The following is a 14,491-nucleotide window of genomic DNA, read 5'->3' as shown; positions in this document are numbered from 1 at the left end:
AGATGCGAAGTCATCCAACTGTGAATCGCCAAAGCCGGGGCTTTTCCGACGCCTAATGGCGAAGCTAGATTCCTCTCTGAAGGAGAAGGCTGAAAAGAGCGAATGCTGCTGTGGTTCCGAAAAAGACGGGGGCAAGGGCGGTAAATGTTGCTGAATGCCGCGGATTGGCTCGTTTACGGTCTTCTCGGAATAGATCCCAACACCCGCTTCGGCGGGGCGGTTCAGTTCTTCGTCTATGATTCGATGAAGATCTTCCTGCTGTTGGCGGGGATGATCTTCATCATCGGCGTACTGCGCACCTTTCTCCCGGAGCGGAAGCTTCGGGAGTGGATGGGCCGCGGAGGGGTTTGGGGGAACGTCATCGCGGCGGTTTTTGGCGCGGTGACTCCGTTCTGCTCCTGTTCCTCGATCCCGATTTTTATCGGTTTTCTCCGCGCCGGGGTGCCGTTGGGGATTTGTTTCTCCTTTCTCATCACTTCACCGATTATTAATGAGTATCTCGTTGTGCTCATGGCTGCCGACTTCGGGATTCCCATCACCCTGGTTTATGTGGGGAGCGGGCTGTTGATTGGCGTCGTTGCTGGATTTGTTCTCGGGAAATTAAAGATGGAGAAACATCTTGAGGATGAGTTCGCCGAATCGTCGGTTCCCGAGAGTCGCGGTCCGGAGAATTTTCGCGAACGCATCCGCTTTGCGGTCGGCGAGGTCGTTGGTGTGATCCGGGCGATCTGGATCTGGGTGCTTGTCGGAGTTGCGATTGGCTCTTTTCTCCACAACTACGTGCCCCAAGAGACGATCCATCGCTGGATGGAGATGACGGGAGTCTTTTCGGTGCCAATCGCGACTTTCCTGGGGGTGCCGCTCTACGGCAGTTGTGCCGCCATTGTTCCTGTCGCCGTAGTCTTGTTTGAAAAGGGCATTCCCATTGGGACGGCGCTTTCCTTTATGATGGCCATGTCAGCCCTCAGTCTACCCGAGGCCGTGATGCTTCGGCGCACAATGAAACTGCCGTTAATCGCGTTGTTTTTCGCGATCACGGCAGGTGCAATTATGGCAACAGGTTACCTGTTGAACGCCCTCGCTAGATTTCTCTAGGAGGGAGGAGGCGACTGGACGTCGCCTCGATAAGTCGTTCGGGAAAAAGGGAAGCCTACCTTACTTGGCGCTCTTCAGTTCCTTATGAACTGTGTGGCGCTTCAAGTACGGGTTGTACTTCTTTTTCTCGACCCGCTCGGTCTGAACCTTCTTGTTGCGGGTGGACATGTAGCGTGAGGGACGCTGGTTTTCTTTGCGGGCCTCAGTGCACTCTAGAATGATTGTATCGCGTGGCATGATGAAAATAGGAAAACCGCTGACAAAAAGGCCTTTCGGACCTCTCTGCAATCAAAAATTACCACCAACTGGGTGGCCGAGAAGAGAAACCATGTCTCCGTGTGAGAAAAGGGTAACTTGGCCGGTGCTTTCCGAGACGACGATGGCCAGGCTGCGGGTGCTCTTCGTGATCGCTGCGGCGGCAGCGTGGCGCGCTCCAAGGCCTCCTGGGAGGTCGGGATATTCGGGCGCGCGGAGGAGGGTGCCGGCGGCTTCGATGACACCGTTGCCCCGGATAATAAAGGCTCCGTCGATCGAGGAAAATTCTTTCACCGTTTCGTCCATGAAGGGATTCAGCACGTTGCGGTCTTCCTCGCGATATCCGTAAAACGGGTTGAGGACGAGAGGCTTCGAGTATTCCAAGACCTTTTGAGTGTCGCCGAGGACGAAGAGGCAGCCCACTTTCTTGCCTTCGCGGCCTTCCAACCCGAGCTCCATGGCAATGGCAAGTACCCGCTCCATGACCTCAGGGCGAAGAGAGGGCGGCAATGTATGGCTTTTATCCGAGAAGAGGGTCTGGAATTCCCGAGCCACATCGACGACGAGGATCGAATCAAAGCGATTGCTTTGAGGTAGCCCGCCGACGCAGCAAATGAGTTCGTCCGGTTCAAAAATTCCCCGGGTCAGGCCGATGAGGATCGCCGATCGCAGCTGCGACATCCGGTGGTGGGAAAACGATCGAATCGGGAGAAACTCGGTGACTTTCCCGCCGTCCTCGACCGTTTCGGCCCCCGCTTGGGTGACGAGGATCGTCTTCAGATCTTTGAAACTACGCGTGAGCTCAACTCCTCCGGCAAAGGTGTCGCCAAAAATAAGAACTGACCGGCAGCGCGCGCTCATGGCGATTTTTTCCGCCTCCCGGAGGATGAGTCGATTGATTCGGGTCGGCTTCTGGCGGGGCATCTGCGGATCTCCACCCAGCGTGGCCTTAATGTCCGTGCGGAAATCGTTCAGCGTGCCCGGCATCATTAGCCGCTCGACGACCCGCTTGTCTTGGAACACTCCGGCGATGGCGGCCAAGGCGTTGAGATAGTTCCGGGCGTTTTCGGAGGCGAGGAGGAGAAGGACCAGCTTTACGTCGCGGTAGTCATCCGACCCGTCGTAGGTCAGGCCTTCCGGGCAGCGGCCTATGGCCATGATGTAACGACGCTTCATCGGAACGCGGACGTGGGGGAGAGCCACTCCGTTGCCGAGGTTGGTCGTGATCGTGTGCTCGCGGTCGAGCAGTTCTTTGAGAAGTTTCTTTTTGCCGTATTGCTCGAGCTCTTCGACGTCGCAAACGCTGAGCAGTTCTTCTAGCGCACCCAGGAGGTCCTTGCTCGTTATCTCAACGATGCGTGATTTGGTGATGAAGCGCTCAAGATGCATGTAAGAGGGGGCAGGTCGCTAGCAATAATTCTACCTTAGCGCTCCCATTCGATGGCACCTTTCTTCAACTCGTAAACGAGGCCGAGGATGAAGATTCCAAAAAATACGGCCATAGGGGCGACGATCGGGATGCTGTTCACGAGAAACTCGCGATAGCTGAGAAGCCATGGGATGAGGAAGACCACTTCGATATCGAAGAGGATAAAAAGCATCGCCGTGACATAGAATTTGACCGCGTATCGAGTCCGCGATTTTCCGGCGGGCGGCACCCCGCATTCGTAGGCCGTGTCCTTGATCTTGTTCTTTCTGCCGCGTTGACCGACAACGACGCTGGCCAGGATGATCACCGCTCCAATCACAACAGCGAGACATACCTGGATCAAAACCGGAAGAAAGTCAGAGATTGCCATGTTGTTTTGAATACGTGGGTTTTTGGCTCGGAACAAGTGTAAAGCTTAATTTTCTAAGGCGAAGAGCCTCGAGATCTCCTGATTTTTTCGGGAGTCGCCGGAGGGAGCCCTGAATGGATTTGCCGGAAGTGTTTGCGGTTCGCAGTCTTCGCTCCATGATCGTAGACCAATGAAACTCCGCCTTCTCTACCTTTTCCTCGGGGTGTTGTGCCTTGGGATCTCTCAATCCTCCGCGCTGGAGCCTAATTTTAGGCCGGGCGAAGCGTTGCGCTATGATCTGAAATGGAGTGTTTTTCAAGTGGGCTATGCCCGTCTTCAGGTCCACGATCTCGAAGAGTATCAGGGTGAGCCCGCTTGGCACTTTTCGTTTCACGTCCGCACCAACAGCTTTGCCGATAAATTTTTCAAGGTGAGAACTCGAATCGATACGTGGGTCTCCGAGGATCTCACCCGAACCCTATATTATAAGGAGAAGAAACGGGAGGGAAAGACCAAACGAGACATTGAGGTGACCTTTGACTGGGACAAGATGGAGGCCACCTACGCCAATCATGGGAAGAAAAAGGAACCAGTTGCCCTCCCTGAGGGGCCTGTGCTCGACCCCGTCGGCGCGGTCTATTATTTTCGCAGCATCCCGCCTGTGAAAGGAAGCACCTACACTTTTGCGGTCACCGATGGGAAGAAAGCGGTGGCGATTTCACTTCCGATCAATAACGAGGAGAAGATCAAAGTGGAGGCTGGGCACTTCAATACGTTCAAGATCCAGCCGCAAACCGGAGAGCTCGGGGGCGTCTTTGAGAAAAGCAGCGACTCAGAGGTGAACCTTTGGTTTACCTCCGACCGCCTCAACTATCCGGTTCAGGTCCAGGGTGAGGTAACCGTCGGTAGTTTCTGGGCGGAGCTGACCAAGATCGAGTGGCGCACTCCGGAAGAGCTGGATTGATCGGCCTTACTCTACGGTGACCGACTTCGCCAGGTTACGAGGTTTGTCGACATCGCATCCCCGCGCCACGGCGATGTGATAGCTGAGGAGCTGGAGGGGGATGCTCATGATGATCGGCAGAGCCGGGTCGTCGACCGCCGGAACCACCACCAACTCGTCGACCAAGCCGTCCGGAATCACGCAGTCGTCGGTAGCGATCGCGATCACCTTGCCCTTGCGTGCTTTGACTTCCTGCATGTTGGCAATGGTCTTCTGGAAGATTTCTCCGCCCGAGACGAGGAAGACGGACGGGCATTCCTCGCAAATCAGTGCGATCGGGCCGTGCTTCATCTCCGCGGCGGGATAGCCTTCCGCGTGGACGTAGGAGATTTCCTTTAGCTTCAGGGCTCCTTCGAGGGCCACTGGGAACATGAGCTGACGCCCGAGGAAAAGACAGTCGTCGAACTGGGAGTATCGGTTTGCGATCTCCTTCAACTGATCGTTGACCAAAAGGGTTTTCTCCACCAATGCCGGAAGCTCCCGCAGGGTGTTCACGAAGCTGACTCCCGCACTGAAACTCATGTCGCGAAGGCGGCCGAGGTGAAGGGCCACCATGGAAACGAGGACAAGCTGGGAGGTGAAGGCCTTTGTCGAGGCCACTCCGATTTCCGGTCCGGCGTGCTGGTAGATGCCCCCGTCCGTTTCCCGGGCGATGGTTGAACCGACGACGTTGTTGATGGCGAGGGTGCGGTATCCCTTGCGCTTCGCCTCGCGGAGGGCAGCCAGGGTGTCGATCGTTTCCCCGGACTGGCTGACCACGAAGATGAGGGTGTCCTTATCCAGCGGCGCGTTGCGATAGCGGAACTCCGAGGCGTATTCTACCTCGACCGGGATGCGGGCGTATTTCTCAATCAGGTATTCCGCCACGAGGCAGGAGTGCCAGGCCGTGCCGCAACCGCAGAAGACAATCCGCTCGACTTGTCGAAGTTCGCGCGCCCCGATATTCAGGCCGCCGAATTTGGAGGAGCTTCCGTCCTGCGAAAAGCGTCCACGCATCGCATTCTCCAAGGCGCGGGGCTGCTCGAAGATTTCTTTGAGCATGTAGTGATCAAAGTCGCCTAGCTCCGAGTCTTCGACTTCCCAATCGACTTGGTGAATGACCGCGTCGACCCATTCCTCATCGGCGGTGATCACCTGGTAGTTGTCCCGAGTCAGCTCTACGAGCTCGCCATCATTGAGATAGATTACGTTCAGGGTCGCTCCCACTAGGGCTCCGACGTCGCTGGCGATGAAATTTTCTTCCTTGCCGAGGCCTACGATCAAGGGTGAACCGAGCCGGGCACCAATCATTACATCCGGGTAGTCCGCACAGATGACCGCGATCCCATAGGTGCCTTCTACGTGGAGAAGCGCCTTGCGAACACTCCGGAGGAATCGGCTTTCGCCATTCTCGTCCTCGGGCTCTTTGGCGTAATGATAGGCGATGAGGTTAACGAGCGCTTCGGAATCCGTCTCCGAGCGGAAGGTATAACCCTTGCCCTCGAGAAATTTCCGCATCGAGGAGAAGTTTTCGATCACCCCGTTGTGCACGAGCGAGAACATGCCGTCTGAGCTGATGTGAGGGTGGGCGTTCTCCTCGGTCACGCCCCCGTGAGTCGCCCAGCGGGTGTGGCTAATCCCGACTGTGCCGTGCAAAGGGTCGCTTTGCAAAGCTAAGGAAAGGTTCTGCACTCGTCCCACCCGGCGGAGCTTTTCGATGCCTTTCTCCGTGCGGATCGCCATCCCTGCGCTGTCATAGCCTCGATACTCCAGACGTTTTAATCCGCGAAGGAGGATGGGGCTTGCTTCTTTATTTCCGATGTAACCGACGATTCCGCACATTTGAGATTTTGTGGATTTGTTTAAGAAAATTTTACGAGAGAAGTAAAATGAAACGGAAATGATGCTGGAACTTTCCCGGTGATTCAAGTAGTGTTTCTCCCATATGCGGAAGCGGATTATTTGCGTGATCATGGGCGGTGGCAGAGGCTCCCGTCTTCGACCCCTCACCCAGCAGCGTTGCAAGCCGGCCGTTCCTCTCGCGGGGAAGTATCGTCTCGTCGATATACCGATCAGCAATTGCCTAAACTCCGGCCTGAACCAGATTTACGTTCTCAGCCAGTTTAACACTGCTTCGTTGCACCGACACATTCAGGAGTCCTACAAGTTTGACCCCTTTGGCGGTGGATTTGTCGACATCCTCTCGGCGGAGCAGACCGAATCCGGTGACACCTGGTATCAGGGGACGGCGGATGCAGTTCGTCAGAATTTGATGCACTTCGGAGCCCGGGATTCCGATCTCTTCCTCATCCTTTCCGGGGATCAGCTCTACCGGATGGATTTTAACCCGATGATCCGCCAGCATATTGAAGGGAAGGCCGACATCACCGTGGCCGCGACGACCGTTTCCAAAGACCAGGCCCCGGCCTTCGGTCTGATGCGGGTCGAGGACGATTTTTCCATCCAAGAGTTCGTGGAGAAGCCGGAAGATCCGGCTTTGATCGATAGTCTTACGATTAGTGAAAAATTGCAGGGATCTCTGACCCAAGAACATGACGGTGGGGTCTGCCTCGCCTCTATGGGACTCTATCTCTTCAATGCCGGTGTCCTGCGCGAAGCGCTGGCATCGAACGACGCTGATTTCGGGAAGGAGATTATTCCGAATCTACTCGGTCAGAAGAAACTGGATAGCTATATTTTCGACGGTTACTGGGAAGATATCGGGACCGTGGCCGCCTTCTTTGAGGCCAACCTTCGCCTTACCGATACCGTTCCTCCTTTCAATTTCTTCGACCAGGAGAATCGTATTTACTCCCGGGCGCGGTTCCTTCCCGCTTCCAAAATCAACGGCGCTTCGATCGAACGCGCTGTCCTCGCCGATGGTTGCATCCTCTCTCACTGCTCCCTGAATCGAGTGGTGATCGGGATCCGCTCAATGATCCGTGAAGGATCGAAGCTTGAGAACGTCGTCATGATGGGGGCGGATTCCTTCGAGCTCGAGGACGAAGACGGCAACTTGAACAACAACGGTGCGGTTCCCGTGGGAGTCGGCAAAAACTGTACCATCCGCAATGCCATTATCGACAAAAACGCTCGGATCGGCGATGGTGTACACCTCGATCCGTCCGGTCTTCCGGATATGTATGCCAAGGATGGCGTCATCATCCGTGATGGCGTCCTCATCGTCCCCAAGAGTGTTACCGTACCCACAGGATTTAGTCTCCGATGATTAAGAAAATATTACTTTGCACTGATGGCTCCTCCTATTCTCAGGAAGCCTTAAAATACGCCGCTTGGGTTTCCAAGGTCACGGGAGCCGAGGTTACCGCGCTTTACGTCTCGGACCTGCGCCGATTTGAGCTGCCGACCATTATGGACGTCGGCGGAAGTTTGGGGATTCAGCCATATCAAAGCCTAATCTCCTCCCTCCAGGACGCCGAAAAGCAAAAAGCGGACTTGATCGAGGATTTTACCCGCAAGGCATTTGCCAGCGAAGGCATTACCGAGGGGATTTCCTTTAAATCGGAAACCGGCTTGCTCTCCGACACCATTGAGGAGTTCGAAAAGGATTTTGATTTGGTCATTCTCGGCAAGAGAGGCGAGTCGGCCGAACACGCGATGAATCACATCGGCTCCACTCTGGAGCGGGTCGTGCGCGCTAGCAGTCGTCCCTGCCTCGTGACCAATCGACAGTACCGTGAGGTCAAAAAAGTCGCCTTTGCCTTTGATGATGGGGCCAGTTGTCGGAAGCTCCTCTCCGTTCTCGAGAGTTCGGAGTGGTTGAAGAAGCTTCCCATTCATCTGCTTTCCGTTGCGGAAGACTATGAAAACGAAGGGGAGTGCGCCAAAAAGTTGAAAGAGACCGAAAAGCGCCTCATCGATGCGGGATATCAGGTGGACGCCGAGATGCTGGGCGGAATGGCTGAAGAGGCCATTGCAGACTATGTCGAGCGAAAGGATATCGACCTGCTTCTAATGGGCGCCTACGGGCATACCCGCATCCGCCGCTTTCTCATCGGTAGCACCACCACCGAAATGCTCCGCCGCTGCAAGATTCCTGTCCTCTGCTTCCATTGAGCGAGAAGGGAGCCTCCGGTCCTAGCCGACCCAAAAACTCCCCATTCTTTCCATTGGAAAAGTGGACCCCACCACTCTCCGCGATAGGGCTAAGAAGTGCGGAGCGGAATAGCGATAGCCATTTCGACGCGTAGGAGAAGCGCGAATCCACCGGCGTTAGCCATTCGGGCTGTTTGAGAAGTGTGTAGCGGAATGGCGATAGCCATTTCGGCGCGTAGGAGAAGCACGAATCCCCCTGGCGTTAGCCATTCAGGCTAGTTTGAGAAGTGCGGACCGGAATGGCGATAGCCATTTCGACGCGTAGGAGAAGCGCGAATCCCACCGGCGTTAGCCATCCAGGCTAGTTTGAGAAGTGCGGAGCGGAATGGCGATAGCCATTTCGACGCGTAGGAAGAGCGCGAATCCACCGGCATTAGCCATTCGCGGTAGTTTGAGAAGTGTGTAGCGGAATGGCGATAGCCATTTCGACGCGTAGGATGAGCCTCGCGTCCAATCCGTCGCGATCCCCTCGGTCCGACTTCAGCTCGAATTGCCGATCTCCCGACTCGGAATTTGGGAAATTGTGGGAAAAGCAGGGTTTTTGTGGGAATTCTCGAATCTTGGGTTTGCGTTCCTGTGGATAGTTTTGTGTATCTATAAACGAGCATGTTGGATCGTCCTCCTTTTCCCCGCCCCCCTGAACGCGTCTTGTTCATGGCCACCTGTCTTTGTGACGCCTTCTTTGATGAAGCGGCCAAAGCGTCTGTAGAAGTGCTTGAAGGCCTCGGCATCGAGGTCGTCATTCCCCAAGCGCAAACCTGTTGTGGCCAGCCCGCATTCAATGGAGGCGACTGGAAATCGAGCCGGGCGGTCGTCCGTCATACGCTCGAAGTCTTCGCCGGCGACGATCCTATTATCGTTCCCTCCGGATCCTGTGGCGCCATGATGTTTCACGGGGCTCCGCTCGAATTTGAAAAAGAGAAGGACCTGGACCTCGTCAAGCAGACCGGAGCCCGCACTTGGGAGATTTTCGATTTCCTCTATCGGGGACTTGGAATTCGGGAGTGGACTGGGTCTTGGAAGGGCAAAATTGCTGTCCATAGCTCCTGCCATACCCGCGGAACCGGGACTCCGGAAGCGATTCGGAGTTTGCTTGGGACCATTGAGGGACTCGAATTGGTCGATTTCGCTGAACCCGAGCAGTGCTGCGGTTTTGGTGGAACCTTCTCAGTCGCTTTTCCCAACATTTCCCGGAACATGGGAACTCTTAAAATCGGCAATGTTCTCGAAACCCAGCCAGATCTTCTCGTTTCCGGTGACATGAGCTGCCTCATGCACCTGAAGGGACTTGCTGAGAAATCTGGACGAAGCCTGCCCGCGAAGCATGCCATCGAATTGCTGCGGGACACCATGAACGAATCCTCCCTAAGCTATGTCCTCGCAAATCATTGATCAGTTCGCCGCGGATCTCGATGGAGAGGTCCGCACTTCGGTTCGCTCGGGAAGTGCCGCCGGAACCGATAAACGCCACAAGGTCCTCTTCGAAGATTTCCCGGAGGCCGATCGGATGCGGGAGCTGGCTGGCAAGGTGAAGCAGCATACGCTCGATCACTTGGATAAATATTTGGAGCAGGCTGAGGCTGCTTTGAAGGCGAATGGAGCCAAAGTCCACTTCGCGTGGGACGCCAAGGCGGCCTGCGATGAAGTCGAGGCGATCCTGCGTCAGTCCAATGCCAAGACGGTTACGAAATCGAAGAGTATGGTCAGCGAAGAGGTCGGCTTGAATGACAGTCTGGCTGAAAGAGGCTTTGACGTCGTCGAGACAGACTTAGGCGAATTCATCCTCCAGCTCGACGGCGATCATCCCAGCCATGTTGTTAAGCCGATCATTCACAAGAACCGGTCGGAAATCGCCAGAACCTTCGAAAAACATGGGCTAGGGGAGTACAACGACGAACCGGAGACCATTACCCGCCGCGCTCGTCAGTTCATGCGCAAGAAGTATCTGCAGGCCGAAGCGACCATCACGGGTGCAAATTTCGTGTCTGCCGAGTCGGGCCGGATGTGCGTGGTCACCAATGAGGGGAATTCCCGTTTCGGCTTGGCCGGATCACGCGTCCACATCGCTTTGGTGGGGATCGAGAAAATTGTCCCGCGGGACATCGACCTCTCCCTTCTTTTGAACCTGTTGGGCCGCTCGGCGACGGGACAGGCCCTGACCGTTTACACCGAATTCATTGCTGGGCCGAAAGCCGAAGGTGCCGTATCCGGCCCGGAAGAATTTCACGTCGTCTTTGTCAACAATCGCCGAACGGAAGTGTTGGCCTCCAATTGTCGGGAAATTCTCCGCTGCATCCGTTGTGGAGCCTGCATGAATGTCTGCCCAGTATACCGCCAAGCGTCTGGACACGCCTATCGCAGCGTCTATCCCGGACCTCTTGGAGCAGTCCTAAGCCCGCTCCTTGCCGGAGCCGAAGGCTTTCCCGAACTGGCCGATCTCCCCAAGGCCTCGAGCCTCTGTGGTGCGTGCAACGAAGTGTGTCCAGTCGACATTCCCATTCCGGATCTCCTCTTGAAACTGAGAGACCGCGGGAAGCAAGAGCACAACGCCCAAGCCGCTGCCGACACCCCTCCCATGGGAGCATGGGCTTGGGTCGCCCAATCGCCAGCCTTGTGGCGTGCCTCGTTGAAGTCGGCCAACATGTTAAATCTCCTCCCGTACGAAAAAATCCCCTTTGGCCCATTGGGTCGTTGGACCCGTGACCGAACCCTCCCCGCATGGCGCGGCGGAAAATTCCGGTCCTGGGCCAAAAACCGAAAGAAGGCGGCAAAATGACTGATCGCGAAAGAATCTTCACGGAACTCCGCTCGGCTGTCGCCGAAAAGGAAACCCCCGAACCCCTCCCAGACCTCCCGCTGGACGACTTCATCTCCCGCCCCCGCCGGGGAACCGGAGATTGGGAGGACTTCAAGCGCAACTTCGAGGGGGTCAACGGAGACTACTTGGAAACCGGAGAAGACCTGAAAAACCTCCTAATCCGCGAAAAGGCGAGGGTAGGCTACTGCCCAGAAGACCTCCAAGAAATCATATCCCCCTGGCTCCCGGAAGGAGTAGAACTCCGTTCCACCTTCGACCGTTCCCTCGTCGACGAATACGATTTCGGCGTAACCCGAGGAACCTTCGCCATCGCCGAAACCGGAACCATAGCCCTCCAAGACCAGAAAACCCCGGACCGGCTGGGCGCCCTGGCCCCATGGACTCACATCGCCGTAGTCGAGAAGTCCAACCTCCTTCCCACAGTAGTCCAAGCCATCCAATCCCTGCCTAAAGACCCCAACGTAATTTGGGTAACAGGCCCTTCCAAAACAGCCGATGTCGAAGGAATCCTGATCGAAGGAGTCCACGGTCCGGGAATTCAGGCCTGCTTTCCGATCTAATCGGATCCATTTTCACTAGGATTCGATCTTAGATCTCCATTTAATAAACCAGACACATTTAGGTTTGACTGACATGGGTCGCATTGTTGAATTGGATGCATGAGAAGGCGTCGATTTAAAGAACAGGAAAATACGGCTTACTATCATCTGATGAGTCGGACGGTGAATGGTGAGGCTTGGTTTGGTGGGCGTGAGAGGGAGGTCTTGCGGAAGATCATTTGGCAGGTGGCCGAGTTTTCGGGGGTTCGGGTGATTACCTATGCGGTCATGAAGAACCATTTTCACTTGTTTGTAGAGGTGCCTGGGGAGAGAAGTGTTTCGGATGAGGAGTTGGTGCGGCGGTATCGGATTCTTTATCCCCGGCCTACTGCATGGCAACCGATGAGTGCTGATGTTCTGGCTGAGCATTTGGCTTCTGGGAGCAGTGAGGGGAGGGATTTGCGGAAGGCATTATTGGGGCGGATGCATGATATTTCCTACTTAATGAAGACGTTGAAGCAGCGATTCTCGATTTGGTTCAATGGATCGCGGGAACGGTTTGGGCCGGTTTGGGCGGATCGGTTTAAGAGTGTTTTGGTTGAGGGGGATCGGTGGGCTTTGCGGACGGTTGCGGCATATATTGACCTCAATGCTGTGCGGGCTGGGTTGGTCAAGGATCCGAAGGATTATCGGTTTTGTGGCTATGGCGAAGCGGTTGGGGGCGGTCGGCTGGCGCGGGCTGGGCTTTCGATTGTTGATTCCGACTTGGCCGGGTATCGGCAAACGCTCTATGGAACCGGAGCAGGGGCTCGGGAGGAGAAGGTTTCGCTTTCTCGTGAGGAGGCTGTGCGGGTGTTGATGAAGGAGAAGGGGAAATTGCCCCTTTCGGTGGTTCTTCGCTGTCGCGTGCGGTATTTTACAGACGGAATGGTGTTGGGATCTCCGGATTTCGTGAATGAGAGAATTCAATCCGAAGAGGGTGCCGAGAAGCGTTCGCGGAAGGCGCATGCGATGCTCGGCTCGGATTGGGGCGGTTTGGCGGTCGGAACTGGATTACGGAAGGCCTTGTTTCGCTGATCAGCGACTTACTGAGGTTGTCGGCAATGAAAAGGTTGCCGAGGCAGTGCGGCAGGCGGTAGAGGTTTAGGATGAAGAAAAACGCGCTTATTTCGGTTTCTGATAAGACGGGGCTTTCGCCTTTCGTCAGGGAGCTGGTCGAGAAATTCGATTATCGCATCTACTCTACCGGCGGAACGGCCCGGTTGCTCCGAGAAGAGGGGATTGAGGTCACGGATGTGAGCGAAATGACTGGATTTCCGGAGATCATGGAAGGCCGGGTGAAGACCCTGCATCCCAAGGTGCATGGAGGTCTTCTCTGCCGCCGCGATAAGCAGGACCATCTGGATCAGGCCGAAAAGCAGGGGATCGACATGATCGATCTGGTGGTGGTCAATCTTTACCCTTTTGAGGAGACGGTCGCAAAACCGGGCGTCAGCGAAGAGGATGCCATTGAGAATATCGATATCGGAGGTCCTTCGATGTTGCGCAGTGCTGCCAAGAATTTTGCCTCGGTCACGGTCGTATGTGAGGCCGGAGACTACGACGAGGTTCTCCAATCATTCCGCGAAAATGATGAAAAGGCGTCGCTGGCTTTGCGCCGTCGTCTTGCCCGCAAGGTCTACCGTCGGACTTCTGAATACGACCGGGCCATTACCGAATATCTAGAGAAGACCGAAAGCGATGAGCCCGATCTCGGGTCGATCTCGGGTTTTCCGGAAATCTTCCGCACGGAAGCTCCCTTGGAGCAGAAGCTGCGCTACGGGGAGAACCCACATCAGCAGGCGGCCCTCTACGGAAGCTTCTCTGAAGCGTTTCGTCAGTTGCAGGGCAAGGCGCTTTCTTTCAACAACATCATTGATATTTCGGCAGCTGCATTCCTCATCGGTGAATTTGAAAAGCCGACAGTGGGAATCCTGAAGCATACGAACCCTTGTGGTGTCGCTTCGGAGTTGGACCTTTGTGATGCTTGGGAAAAGGCGTTTGCGACCGACCGTCAGGCTCCCTTCGGCGGAATTATCGTATGCAATCAGAGCGTAACCGGTGAACTCGCGGAGCGCATTGCGAAGATTTTCTGTGAAGTCATCATTGCACCCGACTTTTCGAAGGAGGCTCTGGACATTTTCTCCAAGAAGAAGAATCTGCGTTTGATTGTCGCCCAGTCGGGGCTGCGATCGAGCTCGCTTCAGGACATTCGGAGCGTTGCCGGCGGACTGTTGGTTCAGGACCGCGACCAAAAACGTGTCCAACCCGGTGCTTGTAAAGTGGTGACCGATCGTCATCCGACCGAGGAAGAATGGGCGGCGATGATGTTCGGCTGGAAAGTTGTGAAGCACGTCAAGTCGAACGCGATTGTGTATGCGGGTGCCGAGCACACGATTGGAATTGGCGCCGGTCAGATGTCCCGGGTGGACAGCTCACGCATCGCGGTCTGGAAGGCCGGTGAGGCGGGTCTCTCCCTCAAGGGTTCGGCAATCGCCTCCGATGCTTTCTTCCCATTTGCCGATGGGCTTGCAGCGGCGGCTGACGCTGGGGCAACGGCAGCGATTCAGCCTGGCGGTTCGGTCCGGGATGAAGAGGTAATTGCCGAAGCGAATAAGCGCGGCATGGCCATGGTCTTTACCGGAGTCCGCCACTTCCGCCACTAAGCGGAAAAATCGAAATCTTCGTGTTTTTCAAAAGCGGGTGTGTCTTGTGACGCATCCGCTTTTTTGTGGGGTCCTATTGGGTGTCGGGATCGGAGAGGACAAAGCTCCCCGTCGTGGCCAGATAATACCGAATTTAGGAAGTTTTGATAGTTATGGCGGGATGGGAAATGAGTCTGAGCGAGGCGGCCCAGTTGGAGGTGGGT

Annotated in this window: 13 protein-coding genes; 9 read left to right on the top strand and 4 right to left on the bottom strand. The window is 55.5% G+C overall.

Annotation, left to right across the window (positions count from 1 at the left end; all coding sequences use genetic code 11):
- The first annotated feature begins 144 nt into the window (after positions 1-144).
- Positions 145-1,095 (top strand): permease, encoded by a 951-nt coding sequence (locus H5P30_RS19710; protein WP_185694635.1) that lies wholly within the window; start codon positions 145-147, stop codon positions 1,093-1,095.
- Positions 1,096-1,155: 60 nt separating this feature from the next.
- On the opposite strand, the gene rpmG is transcribed toward H5P30_RS19710, so the two are convergent.
- From rpmG to H5P30_RS19695, 3 genes are read right to left on the bottom strand one after another with little or no spacing between them, the layout of a single operon-like run.
- Positions 1,156-1,332, bottom strand: a complete 177-nt coding sequence (gene rpmG, locus H5P30_RS19705; RefSeq protein ID WP_185694634.1) for a 50S ribosomal protein L33 — start codon at positions 1,330-1,332, stop codon at positions 1,156-1,158.
- A 51-nt stretch (positions 1,333-1,383) separates the two neighbouring features.
- Positions 1,384-2,739 carry a diadenylate cyclase gene (locus H5P30_RS19700; protein WP_185694633.1) on the bottom strand — a complete coding sequence of 452 codons (1,356 nt, stop codon included), beginning with the start codon at positions 2,737-2,739 and terminating at the stop codon, positions 1,384-1,386.
- Positions 2,740-2,774: 35 nt separating this feature from the next.
- Complete coding sequence (locus tag H5P30_RS19695) at positions 2,775-3,149, bottom strand: NADH-quinone oxidoreductase subunit A (RefSeq protein WP_185694632.1); 375 nt, start codon at positions 3,147-3,149, stop codon at positions 2,775-2,777.
- 169 nt (positions 3,150-3,318) lie between these two features.
- Here H5P30_RS19695 and H5P30_RS19690 point away from each other — a divergent pair, with 169 nt between their 5' ends.
- Positions 3,319-4,092 (top strand): DUF3108 domain-containing protein, encoded by a 774-nt coding sequence (locus tag H5P30_RS19690; RefSeq protein WP_185694631.1) that lies wholly within the window; start codon positions 3,319-3,321, stop codon positions 4,090-4,092.
- 6 nt (positions 4,093-4,098) lie between these two features.
- Here the strand turns inward: H5P30_RS19690 and glmS are convergent, their stop codons facing one another.
- Positions 4,099-5,952 carry a glutamine--fructose-6-phosphate transaminase (isomerizing) gene (gene glmS / locus H5P30_RS19685; protein WP_185694630.1) on the bottom strand — a complete coding sequence of 618 codons (1,854 nt, stop codon included), beginning with the start codon at positions 5,950-5,952 and terminating at the stop codon, positions 4,099-4,101.
- Between the two features lie 103 nt (positions 5,953-6,055).
- Here glmS and H5P30_RS19680 point away from each other — a divergent pair, with 103 nt between their 5' ends.
- From H5P30_RS19680 to purH, 7 genes are all read left to right on the top strand, one after another.
- Positions 6,056-7,339: a glucose-1-phosphate adenylyltransferase gene (locus H5P30_RS19680; protein ID WP_185694629.1), complete on the top strand. Its 1,284-nt coding sequence runs from the start codon at positions 6,056-6,058 to the stop codon at positions 7,337-7,339.
- A complete protein-coding gene (locus H5P30_RS19675) occupies positions 7,336-8,187 on the top strand; it encodes a universal stress protein (protein WP_185694628.1) in 852 nt (283 codons plus the stop codon). Before H5P30_RS19680 ends, H5P30_RS19675 begins: the two co-directional genes overlap by 4 nt.
- A 645-nt stretch (positions 8,188-8,832) precedes the next feature.
- On the top strand, positions 8,833-9,618 hold the full coding sequence (locus tag H5P30_RS19670; RefSeq protein ID WP_185694627.1) for a (Fe-S)-binding protein: 786 nt from the start codon (positions 8,833-8,835) through the stop codon (positions 9,616-9,618).
- On the top strand, positions 9,599-11,002 hold the full coding sequence (locus H5P30_RS19665; protein WP_185694626.1) for a LutB/LldF family L-lactate oxidation iron-sulfur protein: 1,404 nt from the start codon (positions 9,599-9,601) through the stop codon (positions 11,000-11,002). Before H5P30_RS19670 ends, H5P30_RS19665 begins: the two co-directional genes overlap by 20 nt.
- Positions 10,999-11,604, top strand: coding sequence for a LutC/YkgG family protein (locus tag H5P30_RS19660; RefSeq protein ID WP_185694625.1), 606 nt, complete (start codon positions 10,999-11,001; stop codon positions 11,602-11,604). The genes H5P30_RS19665 and H5P30_RS19660 overlap by 4 nt, the downstream gene beginning before the upstream one ends.
- Before the next feature lie 99 nt (positions 11,605-11,703).
- A complete protein-coding gene (locus H5P30_RS19655) occupies positions 11,704-12,660 on the top strand; it encodes a transposase (RefSeq protein WP_185694624.1) in 957 nt (318 codons plus the stop codon).
- A gap of 71 nt (positions 12,661-12,731) precedes the next feature.
- Positions 12,732-14,288, top strand: a complete 1,557-nt coding sequence (gene purH, locus H5P30_RS19650) for a bifunctional phosphoribosylaminoimidazolecarboxamide formyltransferase/IMP cyclohydrolase (RefSeq protein ID WP_185694623.1) — start codon at positions 12,732-12,734, stop codon at positions 14,286-14,288.
- Positions 14,289-14,491 lie beyond the last annotated feature (203 nt).

This window comes from Puniceicoccus vermicola, assembly GCF_014230055.1.
GTDB lineage: Bacteria > Verrucomicrobiota > Verrucomicrobiia > Opitutales > Puniceicoccaceae > Puniceicoccus > Puniceicoccus vermicola.
The sequence above is the reverse complement of the archived record's forward strand: the minus strand, read 5'-3'. Positions and strand labels throughout refer to the sequence as shown.

Excerpts from the sequence above, each read along its gene's own strand:
- H5P30_RS19655 (WP_185694624.1), top strand. The coding sequence starts at position 11,704 with ATGAGAAGGCGTCGATTTAAAGAACAGGAAAATACGGCTTACTATCAT.
- purH (WP_185694623.1), top strand. The coding sequence starts at position 12,732 with ATGAAGAAAAACGCGCTTATTTCGGTTTCTGATAAGACGGGGCTTTCG.
- H5P30_RS19670 (WP_185694627.1), top strand. The coding sequence starts at position 8,833 with ATGTTGGATCGTCCTCCTTTTCCCCGCCCCCCTGAACGCGTCTTGTTC.
- H5P30_RS19700 (WP_185694633.1), bottom strand. The coding sequence starts at position 2,739 with ATGCATCTTGAGCGCTTCATCACCAAATCACGCATCGTTGAGATAACG.
- rpmG (WP_185694634.1), bottom strand. The coding sequence starts at position 1,332 with ATGCCACGCGATACAATCATTCTAGAGTGCACTGAGGCCCGCAAAGAA.
- H5P30_RS19660 (WP_185694625.1), top strand. The coding sequence starts at position 10,999 with ATGACTGATCGCGAAAGAATCTTCACGGAACTCCGCTCGGCTGTCGCC.
- H5P30_RS19690 (WP_185694631.1), top strand. The coding sequence starts at position 3,319 with ATGAAACTCCGCCTTCTCTACCTTTTCCTCGGGGTGTTGTGCCTTGGG.
- H5P30_RS19675 (WP_185694628.1), top strand. The coding sequence starts at position 7,336 with ATGATTAAGAAAATATTACTTTGCACTGATGGCTCCTCCTATTCTCAG.
- H5P30_RS19665 (WP_185694626.1), top strand. The coding sequence starts at position 9,599 with ATGTCCTCGCAAATCATTGATCAGTTCGCCGCGGATCTCGATGGAGAG.
- H5P30_RS19680 (WP_185694629.1), top strand. The coding sequence starts at position 6,056 with ATGCGGAAGCGGATTATTTGCGTGATCATGGGCGGTGGCAGAGGCTCC.
- glmS (WP_185694630.1), bottom strand. The coding sequence starts at position 5,952 with ATGTGCGGAATCGTCGGTTACATCGGAAATAAAGAAGCAAGCCCCATC.
- H5P30_RS19710 (WP_185694635.1), top strand. The coding sequence starts at position 145 with ATGTTGCTGAATGCCGCGGATTGGCTCGTTTACGGTCTTCTCGGAATA.
- H5P30_RS19695 (WP_185694632.1), bottom strand. The coding sequence starts at position 3,149 with ATGGCAATCTCTGACTTTCTTCCGGTTTTGATCCAGGTATGTCTCGCT.